17 protein-coding genes and 1 riboswitch are annotated in these 17142 nt (G+C 37.5%); of the genes, 4 read left to right on the top strand and 13 right to left on the bottom strand.

Annotated elements, in window-relative coordinates; translation table 11 throughout:
* Positions 1–42 precede the first annotated feature (42 nt).
* From LB076_RS04845 to rplM, 11 genes are all read right to left on the bottom strand, one after another.
* A complete protein-coding gene (locus LB076_RS04845) occupies positions 43–819 on the bottom strand; it encodes a thiazole synthase (protein WP_066333604.1) in 777 nt (258 codons plus the stop codon).
* Positions 800–1438, bottom strand: coding sequence for a thiamine phosphate synthase (locus LB076_RS04850; protein WP_066333607.1), 639 nt, complete (start codon positions 1436–1438; stop codon positions 800–802). Before LB076_RS04850 ends, LB076_RS04845 begins: the two co-directional genes overlap by 20 nt.
* Positions 1431–2186, bottom strand: a complete 756-nt coding sequence (locus LB076_RS04855; RefSeq protein WP_066333608.1) for a hydroxymethylpyrimidine/phosphomethylpyrimidine kinase — start codon at positions 2184–2186, stop codon at positions 1431–1433. Before LB076_RS04855 ends, LB076_RS04850 begins: the two co-directional genes overlap by 8 nt.
* On the bottom strand, positions 2159–2758 hold the full coding sequence (locus LB076_RS04860) for a thiamine phosphate synthase (protein WP_066333610.1): 600 nt from the start codon (positions 2756–2758) through the stop codon (positions 2159–2161). Before LB076_RS04860 ends, LB076_RS04855 begins: the two co-directional genes overlap by 28 nt.
* Positions 2759–2868: 110 nt before the next feature.
* Positions 2869–4692: a phosphomethylpyrimidine synthase ThiC gene (gene thiC / locus LB076_RS04865; RefSeq protein ID WP_066333611.1), complete on the bottom strand. Its 1824-nt coding sequence runs from the start codon at positions 4690–4692 to the stop codon at positions 2869–2871.
* A 91-nt stretch (positions 4693–4783) separates the two neighbouring features.
* Complete coding sequence (gene thiS / locus LB076_RS04870) at positions 4784–4990, bottom strand: sulfur carrier protein ThiS (RefSeq protein WP_066333612.1); 207 nt, start codon at positions 4988–4990, stop codon at positions 4784–4786.
* A gap of 65 nt (positions 4991–5055) precedes the next feature.
* Positions 5056–5152, bottom strand: a riboswitch (TPP riboswitch).
* Positions 5153–5202: 50 nt separating this feature from the next.
* A complete protein-coding gene (locus LB076_RS04875) occupies positions 5203–5784 on the bottom strand; it encodes a DNA-3-methyladenine glycosylase I (protein WP_066333614.1) in 582 nt (193 codons plus the stop codon).
* Between the two features lie 87 nt (positions 5785–5871).
* Positions 5872–6696 carry a translation elongation factor Ts gene (gene tsf, locus LB076_RS04880; RefSeq protein WP_066333616.1) on the bottom strand — a complete coding sequence of 275 codons (825 nt, stop codon included), beginning with the start codon at positions 6694–6696 and terminating at the stop codon, positions 5872–5874.
* A gap of 116 nt (positions 6697–6812) precedes the next feature.
* Positions 6813–7604, bottom strand: coding sequence for a 30S ribosomal protein S2 (gene rpsB / locus LB076_RS04885; protein ID WP_066333621.1), 792 nt, complete (start codon positions 7602–7604; stop codon positions 6813–6815).
* A gap of 174 nt (positions 7605–7778) precedes the next feature.
* Entirely contained in the window at positions 7779–8165 is a 387-nt protein-coding gene (gene rpsI / locus LB076_RS04890; RefSeq protein ID WP_066333623.1) for a 30S ribosomal protein S9, read from the bottom strand.
* Positions 8165–8620 carry a 50S ribosomal protein L13 gene (rplM, locus tag LB076_RS04895; protein ID WP_066333626.1) on the bottom strand — a complete coding sequence of 152 codons (456 nt, stop codon included), beginning with the start codon at positions 8618–8620 and terminating at the stop codon, positions 8165–8167. The genes rpsI and rplM overlap by 1 nt, the downstream gene beginning before the upstream one ends.
* A gap of 324 nt (positions 8621–8944) precedes the next feature.
* Here rplM and LB076_RS04900 point away from each other — a divergent pair, with 324 nt between their 5' ends.
* Positions 8945–9970 (top strand): LacI family DNA-binding transcriptional regulator, encoded by a 1026-nt coding sequence (locus tag LB076_RS04900; protein ID WP_066333630.1) that lies wholly within the window; start codon positions 8945–8947, stop codon positions 9968–9970.
* 67 nt (positions 9971–10037) lie between these two features.
* On the opposite strand, the gene polA is transcribed toward LB076_RS04900, so the two are convergent.
* Positions 10038–12875 (bottom strand): DNA polymerase I, encoded by a 2838-nt coding sequence (gene polA, locus LB076_RS04905; RefSeq protein WP_066333632.1) that lies wholly within the window; start codon positions 12873–12875, stop codon positions 10038–10040.
* 326 nt (positions 12876–13201) lie between these two features.
* Between polA and LB076_RS04910 the strand changes: the two genes are divergently transcribed.
* From LB076_RS04910 to LB076_RS04920, 3 genes are all read left to right on the top strand, one after another.
* Entirely contained in the window at positions 13202–14665 is a 1464-nt protein-coding gene (locus LB076_RS04910; protein ID WP_066333635.1) for a hypothetical protein, read from the top strand.
* 166 nt (positions 14666–14831) lie between these two features.
* Positions 14832–16067: a metallophosphoesterase gene (locus LB076_RS04915; RefSeq protein WP_066333638.1), complete on the top strand. Its 1236-nt coding sequence runs from the start codon at positions 14832–14834 to the stop codon at positions 16065–16067.
* A 74-nt stretch (positions 16068–16141) separates the two neighbouring features.
* Entirely contained in the window at positions 16142–16438 is a 297-nt protein-coding gene (locus LB076_RS04920; protein WP_066333639.1) for a thioredoxin family protein, read from the top strand.
* A gap of 9 nt (positions 16439–16447) precedes the next feature.
* On the opposite strand, the gene LB076_RS04925 is transcribed toward LB076_RS04920, so the two are convergent.
* Positions 16448–17110, bottom strand: coding sequence for a polysaccharide deacetylase family protein (locus tag LB076_RS04925; RefSeq protein WP_066333641.1), 663 nt, complete (start codon positions 17108–17110; stop codon positions 16448–16450).
* Between the last annotated feature and the right edge of the window lie 32 nt (positions 17111–17142).

Below are 17142 nucleotides of genomic sequence, written 5' to 3' on the forward strand. Positions count from 1 at the left end.
TAAATTTTGCTGCCTTTTCAGGTAGTTACTTCGGGATTAATTTTAGCGATCCAAAAATGCCGTTAACGGGCTCGAGGCAACGGCATGTTGGTACTGCTGTCCTAGTTTGGCTTCAAAGGCTTTTCTACCCGCAATTACGGCTTCTTTAAAAGCTTCGGCCATTAGTATTGGGTTTCCTGCAACGGCTATGGCTGTGTTAACTAAAACAGCATCTGCACCCAATTCCATTGCTTTTGCTGCATCTGATGGAGCTCCAATTCCGGCATCAATAATTACCGGTACGTTGCTTTGTTCAATTATAATTTCTAAAAAATCAATTGTTTTTAGGCCTTTATTGCTGCCAATTGGGGAGCCTAGTGGCATCACTGCAGCAGTTCCGACCTCCTCTAAGCGTTTACACAAAACAGGATCGGCGTGTATATAAGGCAATACTATAAAGCCAAGTTTGGCCAATTCTTCGGTAGCTTTTAGAGTTTCAATAGCATCCGGCATTAAATACCTCGGGTCCGGATGGATTTCAAGTTTTAGCCAATTGGTGCCCAGTGCTTCTCGTGCAAGTTGTGCCGCAAAAACGGCTTCTTTAGCATTTCGGGCACCAGATGTGTTGGGCAATAAATTAATTTTTGGATGTTGCAAATGGGTTATTATTGTATCGGTATCGGTTTCTAGATCAATCCGCTTAAGGGCCACGGTTACTAGTTCTGTCTGGGAGGCAATAATGGCTTGTTCCATGGTGGCATTAGAGCCAAACTTTCCGGTTCCTAAAAACAAGCGCGAATGGAATGTTTTGTCACCAATTTTAAACAACGAGGTTTCCATATAAATTGTTTTTTAATTGTTTAATTGTTTTTTTTGGATGGCTACAATGGGTTATTAAACCCGAAACAGCAATGCCATAGACCCCGGTTTGCATTAGCGGTTGTACGTCATTGAGCGTAATGCCTCCAATGGCATAAACAGGTGTACTAAGCCCGTTTTGGTGCATTTTAGTTAGTATAGAGCGGTAGCCTTCTAGACCCAAAACAGGGCTTAGATTCTCTTTGGTGGTTGTAAATTGATACGGACCAAGCCCAATGTAATCACAGCCATTTTGGATGTGTTTTTGTATGTCTTCAAAGCTATTTGCGGTAGCGCCAATAATTTTGGTAGCGCCAAAAATGTTGCGAGCTTGGTCAATTGGCATGTCTGTTAGTCCTAAATGCACGCCATCTGCAGCAATGTGTTTGGCAAGAGCTACGTTATCATTGATGATTAAATGGGCCAAATACTCTTGGCATAAAATTTTAACCGCTTCTGCTAGTGCAAAAGTATCCGAATCCTGCTTTGATTTAAAGCGCATTTGGATCCAATGGCATCCGTTATCCAAAGCGAGATGAATGTTGTTTAGTTGTGCCGCAACTGTACTGCCTTGCGAGATGTATTGTAGTTTGTTAAACATGATGGTATCCTAGTTTGGTGGTATTGGATGATAAATAGTTTTCAATATATGTTTTGGCATTTTTACAAGCCATAACCATACGCTGTTTTTTAGCCAAATTAGCCGTAATTGCAGCCGATAGTACGCAGCCAGAGCCGTGTTTTTCATATCCCAGAGTATTCTGTGGATCCAATCTAAAAACAGTATCGTTGGTAAATAATTGGTCGACACCCAATGTCTCGGGATGGTGTCCTCCTTTTAATAAAACCGCAACATGTTCAGAAAGTTTTTGGGCCATAATCTCCGCAGTGGCTAGCGGTGGCATTAGTTGCATTATTTCTGTATAATTGGGAGTGATGAGGTCTATCTGCTCGATTATTGTTAGCAATTGGGCTTGATTTTCGATGGTTAAAAAATCAAAATTGGTAGAAGATTTTAAAACAGTATCCCACACAATTTTGGTGTTGGGAGATAGTCTCTTTATGGTAGCAACCACTTCGCTCAAATAGGCTAGAGAAGGGACAATTCCTATTTTTGCCACAGCTACAGGATGGGTTTGTAATAATTTGGAGATAGATTCTAAAACAAAGTCTAAAGGTGTCCATTGTATAGCAAAAAAACGTTCTGCGGTTTGTATCGTGTTTGCGGTAAGCACAGCAAGGCCAACCACTTGGTGTTGTTCAAATGTTTTACAATCTGCCAAAACGCCTGCTCCTCCCGAGGGATCAAATCCGGCAATACTTAAAACAAAAGGACGATTTTCTGACATAATTTAAAATTTTCAATTGCATTATTTTGATTCCAGATGGTTCCTAACAAGGCTAAATCATCAAAACCATTTTGTAAGGTATAGTGTATTTTGTCTGCTGCAATACCGCCTAATGCTACGAGCTTGGTTTGGTAATTGGTTCTTTTTTTTAATTCTACAAAAGCATCCGTCTTGGGCTGGTAATTTTCTTTAGAAATACTACTAAAAACAGGGCTCAAAAACGCATAATCAAAGCAATGGTCTAATTCATTAAAATCAGTTATGCTATGGGTTGCTGTTGATAGATGAAATCCTGATTTTTTATAATTTTTTAAAACAGATTTAGGAGTACTATTGCGTGCTTTTTCAGTAAAATGAATCCGATGGATCCCTAGAGCTTGCGCCAAATGGTGGTGGCTGTGGAGTACCAAATTCTGGGAGTATTCTAAGCCTATATTTTCAATAAAATGAACCATTTGAGGTGCTGAAAAATCTGGTTTTCGCAAATGAAATGTGCGCATTCCTTGTTGGAATAATGCGTGTATCAAAGAAATTTCATCACCAATAGCTGTAGGACTTGAGATTACAATCATGTGTATTTTTATAAAAACACCAGAGACGCGTTACAATAAAGAATATAGCATACGTCATGGGTTTGTTCCCCGAATCGATATGCTAGATTCTTTTTTTCTAAATTTCAGGATTAACTGTAAATTTCTTTACCTTGTTCAATAAACTCTTCGGATTTTTCTTGCATTCCTTTTTCGGCCTCGGCAACATCCCGTATTTCTTGGGATATTTTCATAGAACAAAATTTAGGACCACACATAGAACAAAAGTGAGCAACCTTAGCTCCTTCAGCAGGAAGTGTTTCGTCATGAAATTCTCTTGCAGTATCGGGATCTAAAGATAAATTAAATTGATCGTTCCATCGGAATTCAAATCGCGCTTTACTTAAGGCATTGTCTCGGTATTGAGAACCTGGGTGTCCTTTGGCTAAATCTGCAGCATGGGCGGCAATTTTATAGGTAATAACACCATCTTTTACATCTTTTTTGTTTGGTAAACCAAGGTGTTCTTTTGGGGTAACATAACACAACATTGCACATCCGTACCAGCCAATCATGGCTGCTCCAATAGCCGAAGTAATGTGGTCATAACCTGGAGCTATATCGGTGGTTAAAGGACCTAGGGTATAAAATGGAGCTTCGTCGCAGTGTTCTAATTGTTTCTCCATATTGTCTTTAATCATGTGCATGGGTACATGCCCTGGCCCCTCAATAAATACTTGAACGTCGTGTTTCCAAGCTATTTTGGCTAATTCGCCTAAGGTTTCTAACTCTGCAAACTGAGCGGCATCATTAGCGTCTGCAATAGAGCCCGGACGCAAACCATCACCAAGAGAAAAGGCTACGTCGTATTGTTTCATGATCTCGCAAATGTCTTCAAAATGCGTGTACAAAAAGTTCTCTTTATGGTGAAACAAACACCACTTTGCCATAATCGAACCACCACGAGATACAATTCCGGTAACACGTTCTGCTGTGAGGTGGATATATCGTAATAGTACTCCTGCGTGAATGGTGAAATAAGAAACCCCTTGTTCGGCTTGTTCAATTAGGGTATCTCTGAAAATCTCCCAGGTCAAATCTTCGGCAATTCCATTTACTTTCTCTAAAGCTTGGTAAATAGGCACCGTCCCGATTGGTACCGGCGAATTTCGGATGATCCATTCTCTGGTTTCATGAATGTTTTTTCCTGTAGACAAATCCATGATGGTATCTGCTCCCCATCGGCAAGCCCAAACTGCTTTTTCTACTTCTTCTTCAATAGAAGAGGTAACGGCACTATTGCCTATATTTGCATTTATTTTTACCAAAAAGTTTCTACCTACAATCATCGGTTCGCTCTCCGGGTGGTTGATGTTATTGGGTATAATGGCACGACCTCTAGCTACTTCTGCACGCACAAATTCTGGCGTAATTTTGCTCTTTGGTGTGTTGGCTCCCCAACTATGCCCTTGGTGTTGGCATTGCATGGCTTGCGTTTGGGAGTTTAGTTGCTCAATACGTTGGTTTTCGCGTATGGCTATATACTCCATTTCAGGAGTAATAATACCTTGTTTTGCATAATATAACTGCGTAACATTGGCTCCTTTTTTGGCACGAAGTGGTTTGTGTAAATACTCAAACCGAAGGCCGTCTAATTTGGCGTCAATAAGACGCTCTTTGCCATAATTGGAACTAATTTCTTTTAATTCCACTACGTCATTACGATCTAAAATCCATTGTTCGCGTATTCTTGGTATTCCTTTGCGGATATCAATGGCAATGTTTGGATCGGTATACGGGCCAGAGGTATCGTAAACGGTTACAGCGGGATTTTTTTCAATTTTTCCGTTGGACATTTTAGTGTCATCTAGTTTAATTTCGCGCATGGCTACTTTTATAGGATGTATTTCGCCATCGATATAAACTTTGGTAGAATTAGGAAAAGGAGTTCTAGAAATTTTTTCTTCGTTTGTCATTTTATTTGTATTAAAATAGATGCGGTTTAAAAGCGGGGATGGGTTTTTATTAAGGTACTATATAGACGTAGCAAAGCCTCCAAAGAAGCTTTTAGCCTCCTTGGGTTGCAGAAAGAATTAAAATTTCGTCCGATTGTGATAACTGCAGTTGGTTCCAGTCCGATTTTGGAATAACAGTATTGTTGATTGCAACAGCAATGCCCGATTGTTTTTGCGGAATTTCAATATCAAGAAGTTCTTGAATGCTTAATGCATTTGCTTGAAATTGTTTAATTTGGTTGTTGATTTTTAATTCCATTCCTGTAGATTTTAGTATATAATTATACTTTAGGAATGGCTACAAAGTGCCCAAATATGGGACTGTGGAAGTCATTTACTTTTCCCTACGCTAGTATGAACTAGATCAGGTTCAGAGGGTAATTCTCAGCCTACAGTATTGCAGACACCCCTAAAGTGTGAAGCAAATGTAATCAAATTTTAATTTAAAACAGAAATTTTGATTTTATTTTATCAAAACGTCTCTTTTGCGGCTTGTGTCGCTTTCCAGCAGCTCTGCAAATGATCGTTAACTATTCCAACAGCTTGTAGGTAGGCATAGGTTACGGTAGAGCCAACAAATTGGAAACCACGTTTTTTTAAGTCTTTGCTAATAGTGTCCGAAAGCGCTGTGGTAGCAGCAACATCTTGAAGGGTTTTGGGATAGTTGTATATGGGAGTGTTGTTAGTAAATGCCCAAATATATTTACAAAAACTACCAAATTCGGACTGAATTTTTATAAAAGCCTGTGCATTGGTTACTGCAGCATGGACTTTGCGTTTGTTTCGGACTATTCCGGCGTCTTGCAATAAATCCTGTATTTTGTCGGGGCTGTATTTGGCTATTTTAGTATAGTCAAATTGATCGAATGCTTGCCTAAAATTTTCTCTTTTTTGGAGTATGGTTATCCAGCTCAATCCGGCCTGAAAGGTTTCAAGAATCAAAAACTCAAATAATGTAGCATCATCGTAGACTGGTTTGCCCCATTCTTGATCATGGTACTCTTGGTATAGCACACTAGAGAGGCACCAGTTGCATCTTATTTTGGTTTGCATTATATTGGATTTAAGAATTCAAATATAAAAAAATCCCATTTCAAATTGCTCTGAAATGGGATTTTATATCTAAAAAGAAGCTTTAGGTTATCCTAATGCAGCTCTTTTAAAGCCAGTAACGATAAGATCTTTGTCTAAAGATTTCACATAGTTAGCTACGCTTAATTTGTTGTCTTTAATATAATCTTGGTTTACTAAAGTATTGTCTTTAAAGAAACGAGCTAATTTTCCTTTGGCAATGTTGTCTAACATAGCTTCTGGTTTTCCTTCTTGACGAAGTAAATCTTTAGCAATTTCAATTTCTTTTTCGATAGTTTCTGCATCTACGCCTTCTTCGTTTAATGCAATAGGAGACATCGCTGCTGCTTGCATTGCTACATTTCTTGCTACGTCATCAGCACCTGCTACGTTTGCAGATAATGCAACTAAAGTAGCAATTTTGTTACCAGAATGAATATAAGAACCTACAAAAGCACCTTCTAATTTTTCAAAAGTTCTGATTTCTAATTTTTCTCCAATAACTCCTGTTTGCTCAATTAATTTATCAGCAATAGTAATTCCGTTAAAATCCGAAGCTAAAAATGCTTCTTTAGAATCGTAGTTCAATGCTTGGTTAGCCATTTCGGTAGCCATTTTCACAAAGCTCTCGTTCATACCTACGAAGTCAGTTTCACAGTTTAGAGTGATTACTACACCAGCAGTTTTTTCCGCATTTACAACAGCAATTGCAGCTCCTTCAGTAGATTCTCTATCCGAACGATTTGCAGCTACTTTTTGTCCTTTTTTACGAAGGTTTTCGATCGCTAAATCAAAATCTCCTTCTGCTTCAACTAATGCTTTTTTGCAGTCCATCATTCCTGCACCAGTAGCTGTTCTTAATTTATTTACGTCTGCAGCAGTTATTGTTGCCATGTTTTTTTATTTAAAGATTAAAAGATTGAAGAATTTAAAAATTAAAAATAGTGCTAATTTAACTCAGGCACTTTAAGTAATCTTTAAATCTTTCAATCTTCAAATTTATTTTATGTTTATTTTTCTTCCGTTGCTGGAGCAGCAGTTTCTGTAGCCGGAGCAGCAGTTTCTGTTGCAACTGGAGCTTCTTTTTCAGGAGTTCCAGCTTCTTTTTCAGCACCTCTATCAGAAAGACCTTCAGTAATTGCGTTAGTTACTAAAGTTAAAATTTTGTCTATCGATTTTGAAGCATCATCATTTGATGGAATTACATACTCTACTTCACGAGGATCCGAGTTAGTATCAACCATTGCAAAAACTGGAATGTTTAATTTTTGAGCTTCTTTTATTGCGATGTGTTCTGCTTTGATATCTACTACAAATAAGGCAGCAGGTAATCTTGACATATCTGAAATGGAACCTAAATTTTTCTCTAATTTAGCACGAAGACGATCAACTTGCAAACGCTCTTTTTTAGAAAGGGTCATGAATGTACCATCTTTCTTCATTTTATCAATAGTAGCCATTTTTTTAACAGCTTTACGGATAGTTACAAAGTTGGTTAGCATTCCACCAGGCCATCTTTCAGTGATGTAAGGCATGTTTGCAGCTTTTGCTTTTTCGGCAACGATGTCTTTTGCTTGTTTTTTGGTAGCAACAAATAATATTTTTCTACCTGATGCAGCGATTTTTTTCAAAGCTTCGTTAGCTTCTTCAATTTTGGCTGCAGTTTTATATAGATTGATAATGTGTATACCATTACGCTCCATATAAATGTAAGGAGCCATGTTTGGATCCCATTTTCTAGTCATGTGTCCAAAATGAACACCTGCTTCTAGTAATTCTTTTACTTCTACTTTGTTTGACATTTTTTTGTACTAGTTTACGTTCTGTTGATTAGCAATGTATAAATGGCGATTTCTCGGCTAAATACATTTAGATGCTAAACTAATTTCTCACCTCAATGAGACAACAACAACATTGTTTTAAATTCAATAATAAATTCAATAAATCTTGAATAAAGGTATTCAAGATAGGTAATATTAACGTTTCGAGAATTGAAATTTCTTACGAGCTTTCTTCTGACCGAATTTCTTACGTTCAACCATTCTTGGATCTCTTGTTAATAAACCTTCTGGTTTCAAGATGCTTCTGTTTTCTGCATTAACTTCACACATAACACGTGCTAATGCCATTCTTACAGCTTCTGCTTGTCCGTTAGATCCACCTCCGTAAACATTTACTTTTACATCAAAGTTAGTTGCATTTTCTGTCATAGACATTGGTTGCATTACTTTGTATTGTAAAGTAGCTGTAGGAAAGTACGTTGCAAATTCTTTTTTGTTTACAGTGATTACTCCTGTTCCTTCTGAAACATAAACACGTGCAACAGCGGTTTTTCTTCTACCGATTTTGTGAATAACTCCCATTACTTAAGATCGTTTAGGTTAACTGTTCTTGGTTTTTGAGCGCCTTGTTTGTGCTCAGATCCAACAACAACATTTAAATTTCTGAAAAGTTCTGCTCCAATTTTGTTTTTTGGTAACATTCCTTTTACTGCTTTTTCTACTAATAATGCAGGGTTTTTGGCTTGCAATACTTTAGCAGTTAAAGTTCTTTGTCCTCCTGGGTAACCTGTATGACGCATGTAAATCTTTTCGTCCATTTTGTTACCTGTAAGGTTAATTTTTTCTGAGTTGATAACAATTACGTTATCTCCACAGTCCACGTGTGGTGTATAACTTGGTTTGTACTTACCTCTTAAAATCATAGCGACTTTTGAAGCAAGACGTCCTAAGTTATGACCGTCAGCATCTACAACGATCCACTCTTTTGTAGAGTTGGCTTTTGTTGCTGAAATTGTCTTGTAGCTTAATGCGTTCACAATAAATAAATTTTAATTAAACATTCCGTCCCCAATAAAGGGGATGCAAAAGTACAATTAATTATTTTAAATACAAATAGCTTAAATGATTATTTTTGATGTGTTTTTTGCCTGATAATCAATTGTATATTTGATCTTAGGATAATTGCAACGGTTTTATAATTCTAAATAGTTAGAAGGGGGCTTTTTTGAGATCTTTTGGGTATGTGTTTTAAAATTTTTACCTTGCAATTTTAGAACCCAACTTAATAGAGAGTACCAAAAAAAACTTGCGACAATTTCTGGCAGTGTTTCTTTGGCATAAATAGATGTAATACGGTAATTATGAAAGTCAAGGCAACCCTTAAGCAAATTGCTAAAGAATTAAATGTATCGGTATCTACGGTCTCTAAAGCGCTCAATGGCAGTCCCGAAATTAGCGAGCAGACAAAGATAAAAGTAAAAGAATATGCCAAACTTAAAAACTACAAGCCCAATATTATTGGTTTGAATTTAAAGAATAGAAAAACCAAGACCATTGGGGTTATTATTCCTAATATATTGAATTCTTTTTTTGCCAAAGTATTTAGCGGTATCGAAAAAGTTGCAGATGCAAATGGGTATAATGTAATTACATGCATCTCTAATGAGTCAATTGTTAAAGAAATAAATACCTTAGAGATGTTGAGTAACGGTACCATTGATGGGTTTATACTCTCTGTGTCCGAAGAGGCTCAGAAATTACAAGACTATTCTCATTTTACTCAAATTATTACGGACGGCACTCCAATAGTTATGTTTGATCGTATTGCCGAAGAAGTTGTTTGTGATAAAGTAGTGGTGGACGATTTTAACTCTGCGGTATATGTTACCCAGCATTTAATAAACTTAGGGTGCAAAAATATTGCTTTGCTTTCGTCTATTGACAATTTGAGCGTCGGAAAATTGCGTACTCAGGGATATTTACAAGCCTTAAAAAACAACGGCATCGTTGCCAACGAAAATATAATACTACGCACCAACTCAGAGGCAGACTTGAAATCTAAGATTATGGCAGTTTTTGAAAATAATTTTATTGATGGTGTTTTTGCGCTGGACGAAAACGACTCTGTGTTGGCTCTCAAAACAGGTTTGAAAGCAGGATATAAAATTCCGGAAACGCTTTCTGTTATTGGTTTTGCAGACGGTATTCTTGCCTCTCGGAGATTGACGCCAAGTTTAACTACCGTTAGTCAGCATGGTGTAGAGATAGGCGAGGTGGCGGCAAAATTATTGCTCCATAGGTTGGAGTCTACTACAGAGAATCTGCCATACCAAACGGTGGTTATCAAAACAAAACTAAAAGAGAGAGAGTCATCTAAAAAATTATAATTCCCAAACAATATCCCATGTGCAAAGGGCAAATGAGGCGTTGTTTGGGAACTATAACGACTTGTTTTTAGTGTGCTTCGAGCCAATTTTTTCCGGTTCCTAAATCTACAATCAAAGGAACTTTTAGCTGAAAAGCATTTTCCATTTCGTGTTTAATCATGGGTTGGATTTTTTCTAATTCAGAATTATGAACATCAAACACCAATTCATCATGTACCTGAAGCAGCATTTTGCTTTTCCAGTTCTCGGTGGTTAGTTTTTGATGAATAGCAATCATTGCAATCTTGATAATATCTGCCGCACTACCTTGTATTGGGGCATTAACGGCATTGCGTTCTGCGCCACCACGTACCATGGCATTTTGGGATTGGATGTCCTTTAAATAACGTCTGCGCCCTAGTACGGTTTGTACATACCCATTTTCTCTCGCAAAATCAATTTGTTCTTGTATGTATGATTTTAATCTAGGATACGTTTTGTAATAGGCTTCAATTAAAGCAGCACTTTCGGCGCGCGATAGCGAAGTTTGGTTGCTTAATCCAAAGGCCGAAACACCATAAATAATTCCAAAATTGACCGTTTTGGCATGGCTACGTTGTTCTCGGGTTACCTCCTCTAGCGGCACATCAAATACTTTAGAAGCGGTAGATTTATGAATATCCTCCTGGTTCAAAAAGGCTTTTATCATGTTTTCTTCTCCACTTAAGGCAGCAATCACACGAAGTTCAATTTGAGAATAATCCGCAGAGACTAAAGTGTAGTTTTCGTCACGTGCTACAAATGCTTTCCGGATTTGGCGGCCTCTTTCGGTACGGATAGGGATGTTTTGTAAGTTAGGGTTGTTAGAGCTCAAGCGTCCGGTAGCTGCTACGGTTTGCATGTATTCGGTATGTACTCGTAAGCTAATTGGATCTACTTGATTCGGTAAGGCATCTACATACGTGTTTTTTAGCTTTACCAATTGGCGCCAATCTTGTATGTTTTTGACCACAGGATGCTCAAGGGCTAGATAGCTCAAAATTTCTTCTCCGGTAGCATATTGTCCTGTTTTGGTTTTTTTTTGTTTTGCACCTCCAATTTTTAATTTATCAAACAAAATAGTGCCAAGTTGTTTGGGTGATGCAAGATTAAAATGTTCTCCAGCAATGTCATAAATAGTTGCTTCCAGTGTCTGGATGTCTTTGTTTAAATCTTCAGACAATGTGTTTAAGAATGCCGTGTCCAAACGGATTCCCTCTTTCTCCATGGCTGCCAGAACGGGTACAAGCGGGATTTCAATAGTTTCAAAAAGTTTTTTGGTCTCTGTTTTTTCTAATTCGGCGGCAAATATTTCTTTTAACTGAAACGTTACATCGGCATCTTCGGCGGCATATTCTTTAATCTCTTCTAAAGAAACGTCGCGCATGGATTTTTGGTTTTTGCCTTTTTTTCCAATTAGACTAACAATAGATTTTGGAGCATATTTTAAATACGTTTCAGACAAAATATCCATATTATGCCGCATATCTGGATTGATTAAGTAATGCGCAATCATGGTGTCAAATAAGTTGCCGTGTACTGTAACCCCGTAGTTGGCAAGAATTTTTAAATCATACTTTAGATTTTGACCAATTTTTTCTATGGATTGATTCTCAAAAAACGGATTGAATTTTGCAATTAATGCTCTTGCTTCTTCCTGATTTTCGGGAAAAGGCACGTAGAATGCTTTGCCTTTTTCGTAAGAAAATGAAATTCCTACTAATTCTGCATGCAAGGCATCTAGACCAGTGGTTTCGGTGTCCAAACAAACGGATTTTTGTTGGAGTAATTTTTGGATTAATAATTTAACACCTAACTCTCCCTGAATAATCTGGTAGTTATGAGGCGTGTTTTCTAGAGTGTTGTAAAATTGTACGTGGTTCGGGCTGGTAACCTCGTTGGTGCTAGGGCTTGCAAAAAGATCAAATTGATCCTCGTTTTTGGCACTAGTTTTTTGGTGCAATTTGGTGTTTCCGGACGGCATATTGGATCCAGAATCTTCTTTTTTGAAAAGCGCATCAAACTGCTCTGCCATTCTTCGGAATTCCAGCTCGTTAAAAAGCGCATCGGTTTTCTCTACATCTGGAGTAGATAATTCGTAGTCAGTTTCGTTAAAAACCACAGGACAATCCAACAAAATAGTGGCTAGTTTTTTGGACAAAAGACCTTTTTCTTGGTTGGCTTCAATGTTTTCTTTCATTTTACCTTTTAACTGGGCGGTATTTGCCAAAAGGTTTTCCATGGATCCGTATTCTTTCAAGAATTTTTTGGCTGTTTTCTCGCCTACGCCAGGAAGTCCAGGGATGTTGTCTGCGGCATCTCCCATCATTCCTAAAAAATCAATGACTTGTTCTGGTTTTTCTATTTCAAATTTTGCCAAAACTTCCGGAACTCCCCAAATTTCAATTCCGTTGCCCATGCGAGCGGGTTTGTACATAAAAATATTTTCGGAAACTAATTGTGCAAAATCTTTGTCTGGCGTTACCATAAAAACTTTGTAATCCTGTTTTTCGGCTTGTTTTGCAATGGTTCCAATCAAATCATCGGCTTCGTAACCAGATACTTCAATGATAGGAATGTGCATGGCCTTTAGGAGGTCTTGGATATAAGGAACGGCAATTTTGATGGCTTCGGGGGTGGCGTCTCTGTTGGCTTTATATTCTGGAAAGAGGTCGTTTCGTAACTGGCTTCCTCCTTTATCAAAGGCTACGGCCAAATGGTCTGGTTTTTCTCTTTTGATAACATCCATTAACGAATTCATAAATCCCATGATGGCAGAAGTATCCATTCCTTTAGAATTAATTCGTGGATTTTTTATAAATGCATAATACCCTCTAAAAATTAAAGCGTAGGCATCGAGTAGAAAAAGTCTTTTTTGTTGTGACATGGTTATAAATTTGTAAAGGTCTCAAAAGTACAAAACTTAAAATATAATGCGGAGGTATCCCGGAATTTTATAAACGAAACCAGAGAGAAAGTAGCGAGCTATGGTTCCTTTTTTGCACGAAGTGGTGTTTGGTAGCTATTGTAATGATAAATAGATTTTTAGGTCTTATTTGTAAGTTAAAACTTGCTAATTAGTGATGTAAATTAACAATTGTTAAAATAACAAGCATTTTGTCGGTTAAATATGCTTTTAATCAAAAATTAACATATATTTGAGTAAGTGCTTTACTCTATACTGTTTTTTTTTAATTATTAATACTAACGATTATGAAAAAAATTACTTTTTTACTTTTATTTTTTTTAAACGTAGCCTTTGCCCAAGTGGGTATCGGTACGGTAACACCAGATCCAAGTGCAGTACTCGAGCTGTCTTCAACCACCCAAGGATTGCTAACCCCTAGAATGACCACCACACAAAGGACGGCAATTGCAAGTCCGGCAAATGGTTTGATGGTCTACGATACTACTCTAAAAACGTTTTATTATTACGATAGTGCTATTACCTCTTGGGTAAACATGAACGCAGTGACTAGTTATGGAAGGTTAAAATTTAAACGAATTAAATCTACTGATGTTCTGGCAACGGTTTTGGCAGCCGAAAAAACAGCAGGAGGTGGGTCTAAATACCTTTTGGATTCGCAAACGTTATATGAGGTAAACGGCACTATTAATGTGGATTTTCCGATAGAGCTGAATAATGCATATATGGTAGGATTAAATTCTACCGAAGATAAATTAATCAAAGCAACCGGCGACCTTTTTGTAGGCACAACCGGCGGAGTGGTCAAGGTTTTGACCCTAACGGCAACTGCGGGTAGTGTTTTTAACATAGTGGCCTCTGCCAGTCAAAGTTTTATTTTTAGAGATACGGTAGTTGCAGGTTCTGCAAGTGTAGGCAAACTGGAGGGTTTTGGGTTGGTTTTTATAAGCATTGTGCAGTTAGCGGCTAATAGTGCCGGAATTGTCTATAAAGATATTAGCAAGTTGTTAATCTCAAATATGGGTTGGTTTGGCAATAATTCTGGAACCTATGAAACGTTTCAGGGAACCTTTGGATTGGTTCAAAAAACGGGTGGATTTAGTGAGGTTATTGGTGCCAAAATAGGAGTAGATGTTTCTTCAAACCCAACCATTACAGGCGATGCAGTTATGGGAGAAGTAGTTTTTACGGGTACGCTAACCTCTGGTAAATATGTTAATGGATACACAGTAGGTAGTTTTTCGGGCTATAATTTTAACAATAAATGGAGTGTTAATTGCGCAGGCATACCCCGAGAGGAAGATGGAGTAGCCACCGGAGATATGAATTTTGATTATGCAGTAGGTTCTGGCGCAGGCACTACTTTTAATACCTCCAACCCTAGTAATACCCTAAAATTAGTAGGAGTTTCGGTATCGAATAGTTTGTTTCGGTTTTCAAGAGACGCTCAAGATAACCGATTGAAGTATTTGGGCTTAAAAAAGAGATTTTTTCAAATTACGGGTTCGGTTTCGTTTCAGGTTAGTAATCCAGGAACCTATATTATTTATATAGCCAAAAACGGAACGCCTATATCGCAATACAAAATATACGGCAGAGGCTTGATCGCAAGTGATATTGTGGTGCTGCCTTTGATCGCTTCTGCGGAATTGGCAAATAGTGATTACATAGAGGTTTATGTACAACGCTATACAAGCAATTCTACGTCAGATTATATAGTAACTCCCAACTTAAATATTGTGGTCAATTAGTAATTAGTTTGTTTTAGGAGTGTTAGAGATTGTCTATTTTGCCCAAATTAGGCAATCTCTTTTTTTGGGTTATAAAAGTATATTGTGATAGTTTTGTTAAATATTAGCTCGTGGCCATACACAATGCAGTGTTAATTTGTTATTTTGTCCCCAAAAAATAATCATAATGGGTTTTCGTGTTGTAGTGCTAAGTGTTTTTTTGTTGTTTGTGGAGTGGTATGCTTTTCAGGCCTTAAGAACGGTAGTTAAAGGTAGAGGAGTGCTAACTGCTTACCAAATTGGGAGTGCTCTTGCACTGCTTTTTCTGATTTATTCGTTTACTCAATTTGATCGTTCGGTAGGGCAAACCAAACAAACCATGCAAACCATGGCATTGTTGTTATTAATTTATGTTCCTAAAATGATTCTGACTTTAGTTCTGTTTGGAGAAGATTTGTTTAGAATAGCCAGCGGTGCTCTACACTATTTTTCGGACACTAAAGAGCCTGTTGCTTTTTTGGCTTCGCGCCGAAAGTTTGTTAGCAGGATTGGCTTGGGTTTAGCAGCAATTCCGTTTGGGTCTTTACTATACGGCATAACCATTGGGAAGTACAATTATAAAGTGATCAAACAGCAAATTTTTTTTCCGGATTTGCCAGATGCTTTTGATGGGTTCAAAATAACCCAAATATCCGACGTGCACAGTGGTAGTTTTGATAATCCAGACAAAATAAATTATGCAATAGATTTGATTAATGCACAAGATACGGATGTGGTTCTTTTTACGGGAGATATTGTCAATACCCATGCCGAAGAAATGGATCCTTGGATAGATGCTTTTAACAGAATAAAAAAACCAGCCTACGGAAAGTTTGCGGTACTGGGCAATCATGATTATGGCGAATACGTTACCTGGCCAACCGAGCAAGACAAACAAGCTAATTTTGATAAAATAAAAAGCCTTTACCAACAAATTGATTTTACGTTATTGCTCAACGAACATACGTATATACAAAAAGGCAAAGATAGATTGGCTATAATAGGAGTAGAAAATTGGGGACATAATTTCAAAAAAGCAGGAGATATAAACAAAGCCTCACAAAACCTTACGCCAGAAGATTTTAAAATAGTTATGAGTCATGATCCAAGCCATTGGGATTATGAGCTAAAAATGCATCCAAAAAACTTTCAACTAACCTTATCTGGGCACACTCACGGAATGCAATTTGGAATTGAAATACCCGGTTATTTCAAATGGAGTTTAGCCCAATATGTTTATGCACAATGGGCTGGTTTGTACGAAAATCTAGGTCGTTATGTATACGTAAACAGAGGCTTTGGATTTCATGCCTATCCCGGGAGAGTAGGAATTATGCCCGAAATTACGGTGCTAGAGCTAAAAAAAGGGCCTAAAGTAGTATAATTCGTTAAAAATGCTACATTTGTAAAGTAGCATCTCTTTTATTAAGTAGATTTAAATATTAAATTTTTAGTTTTATGTCAAAATTCGGAGAACTTATAAACGTACACATTCCGGTATTAATTGATTTTTATACAGACTGGAATGAATCTTCCATAGCAATGAATCCTGTGATCAGAGATGTAGCTGCTGCTCTAGGAGATAGAGCTAAGGTGATCAAAATTGATGTGGATAAAAATAAAGAACTAGCACTTGCTTTGCGTATAAACGGATTGCCTACTTTAATGATTTATAAAGAAGGACAAATGATCTGGAGACAATCTGGAGAATTAGATGCCAATACGCTTATTGGAATTGTGCAGACCAAGCTATAAATAGGTATTCTAAAAGCTGTCTAGATCTATTTTTGCGCAGCTAAATTGGTTTTTATCTAGGTATTCCAAAACCCTAGGCAGGGTGTATTGGAGGTTTTTGTAGGCCTTTAGGCTGTCATGAAAAACAATAATACTTCCGGATTCTATATTTTGAATGGCATTTTCAAGGCATTTTTCTTTTGATATTTTGGTGTCAAAATCGCCGCTGAGTACATCCCACATAATAATTTTGTACCCCCTTTTTTTTAATTCTTTGGTTTGGCTTGGTTTTATTTTGCCGTAAGGCGGACGAAACAATTGTAGCCCATTGGAGATACAATTAGCATGCTGTTGTTGGATGGTTTTTTGGCAATCCATAACGTTTTGTAGGTAATCATTGGTGCTGCTTTTCCAGCCATTTGGGTGGTTGTAGGTGTGGTTGGCAACGGTGTGTCCGCTGTGGATTATTTTTTTAAAGATAGTTGGGTAGGCTGCAATGTTTTTGCCCAGACAAAAAAAACTAGCCTTGGCATGGTGTTTTTTTAATTCACTCAAAACCCACTCTGTAACTTCAGGAATGGGGCCGTCATCAAATGTAAGATATACTTTTTTGCGATTATTTGGTAAAAACCAAATATAATTGGTGAACAATTTTCGAATAATGGCGGTGGTTTTAACCCAGTAAAAGTCCATCTGTTTTTTGGTTTAAGGAAAATCTAAAATTA

This window comes from Flavobacterium crassostreae (assembly GCF_001831475.1).
Lineage (GTDB): Bacteria > Bacteroidota > Bacteroidia > Flavobacteriales > Flavobacteriaceae > Flavobacterium > Flavobacterium crassostreae.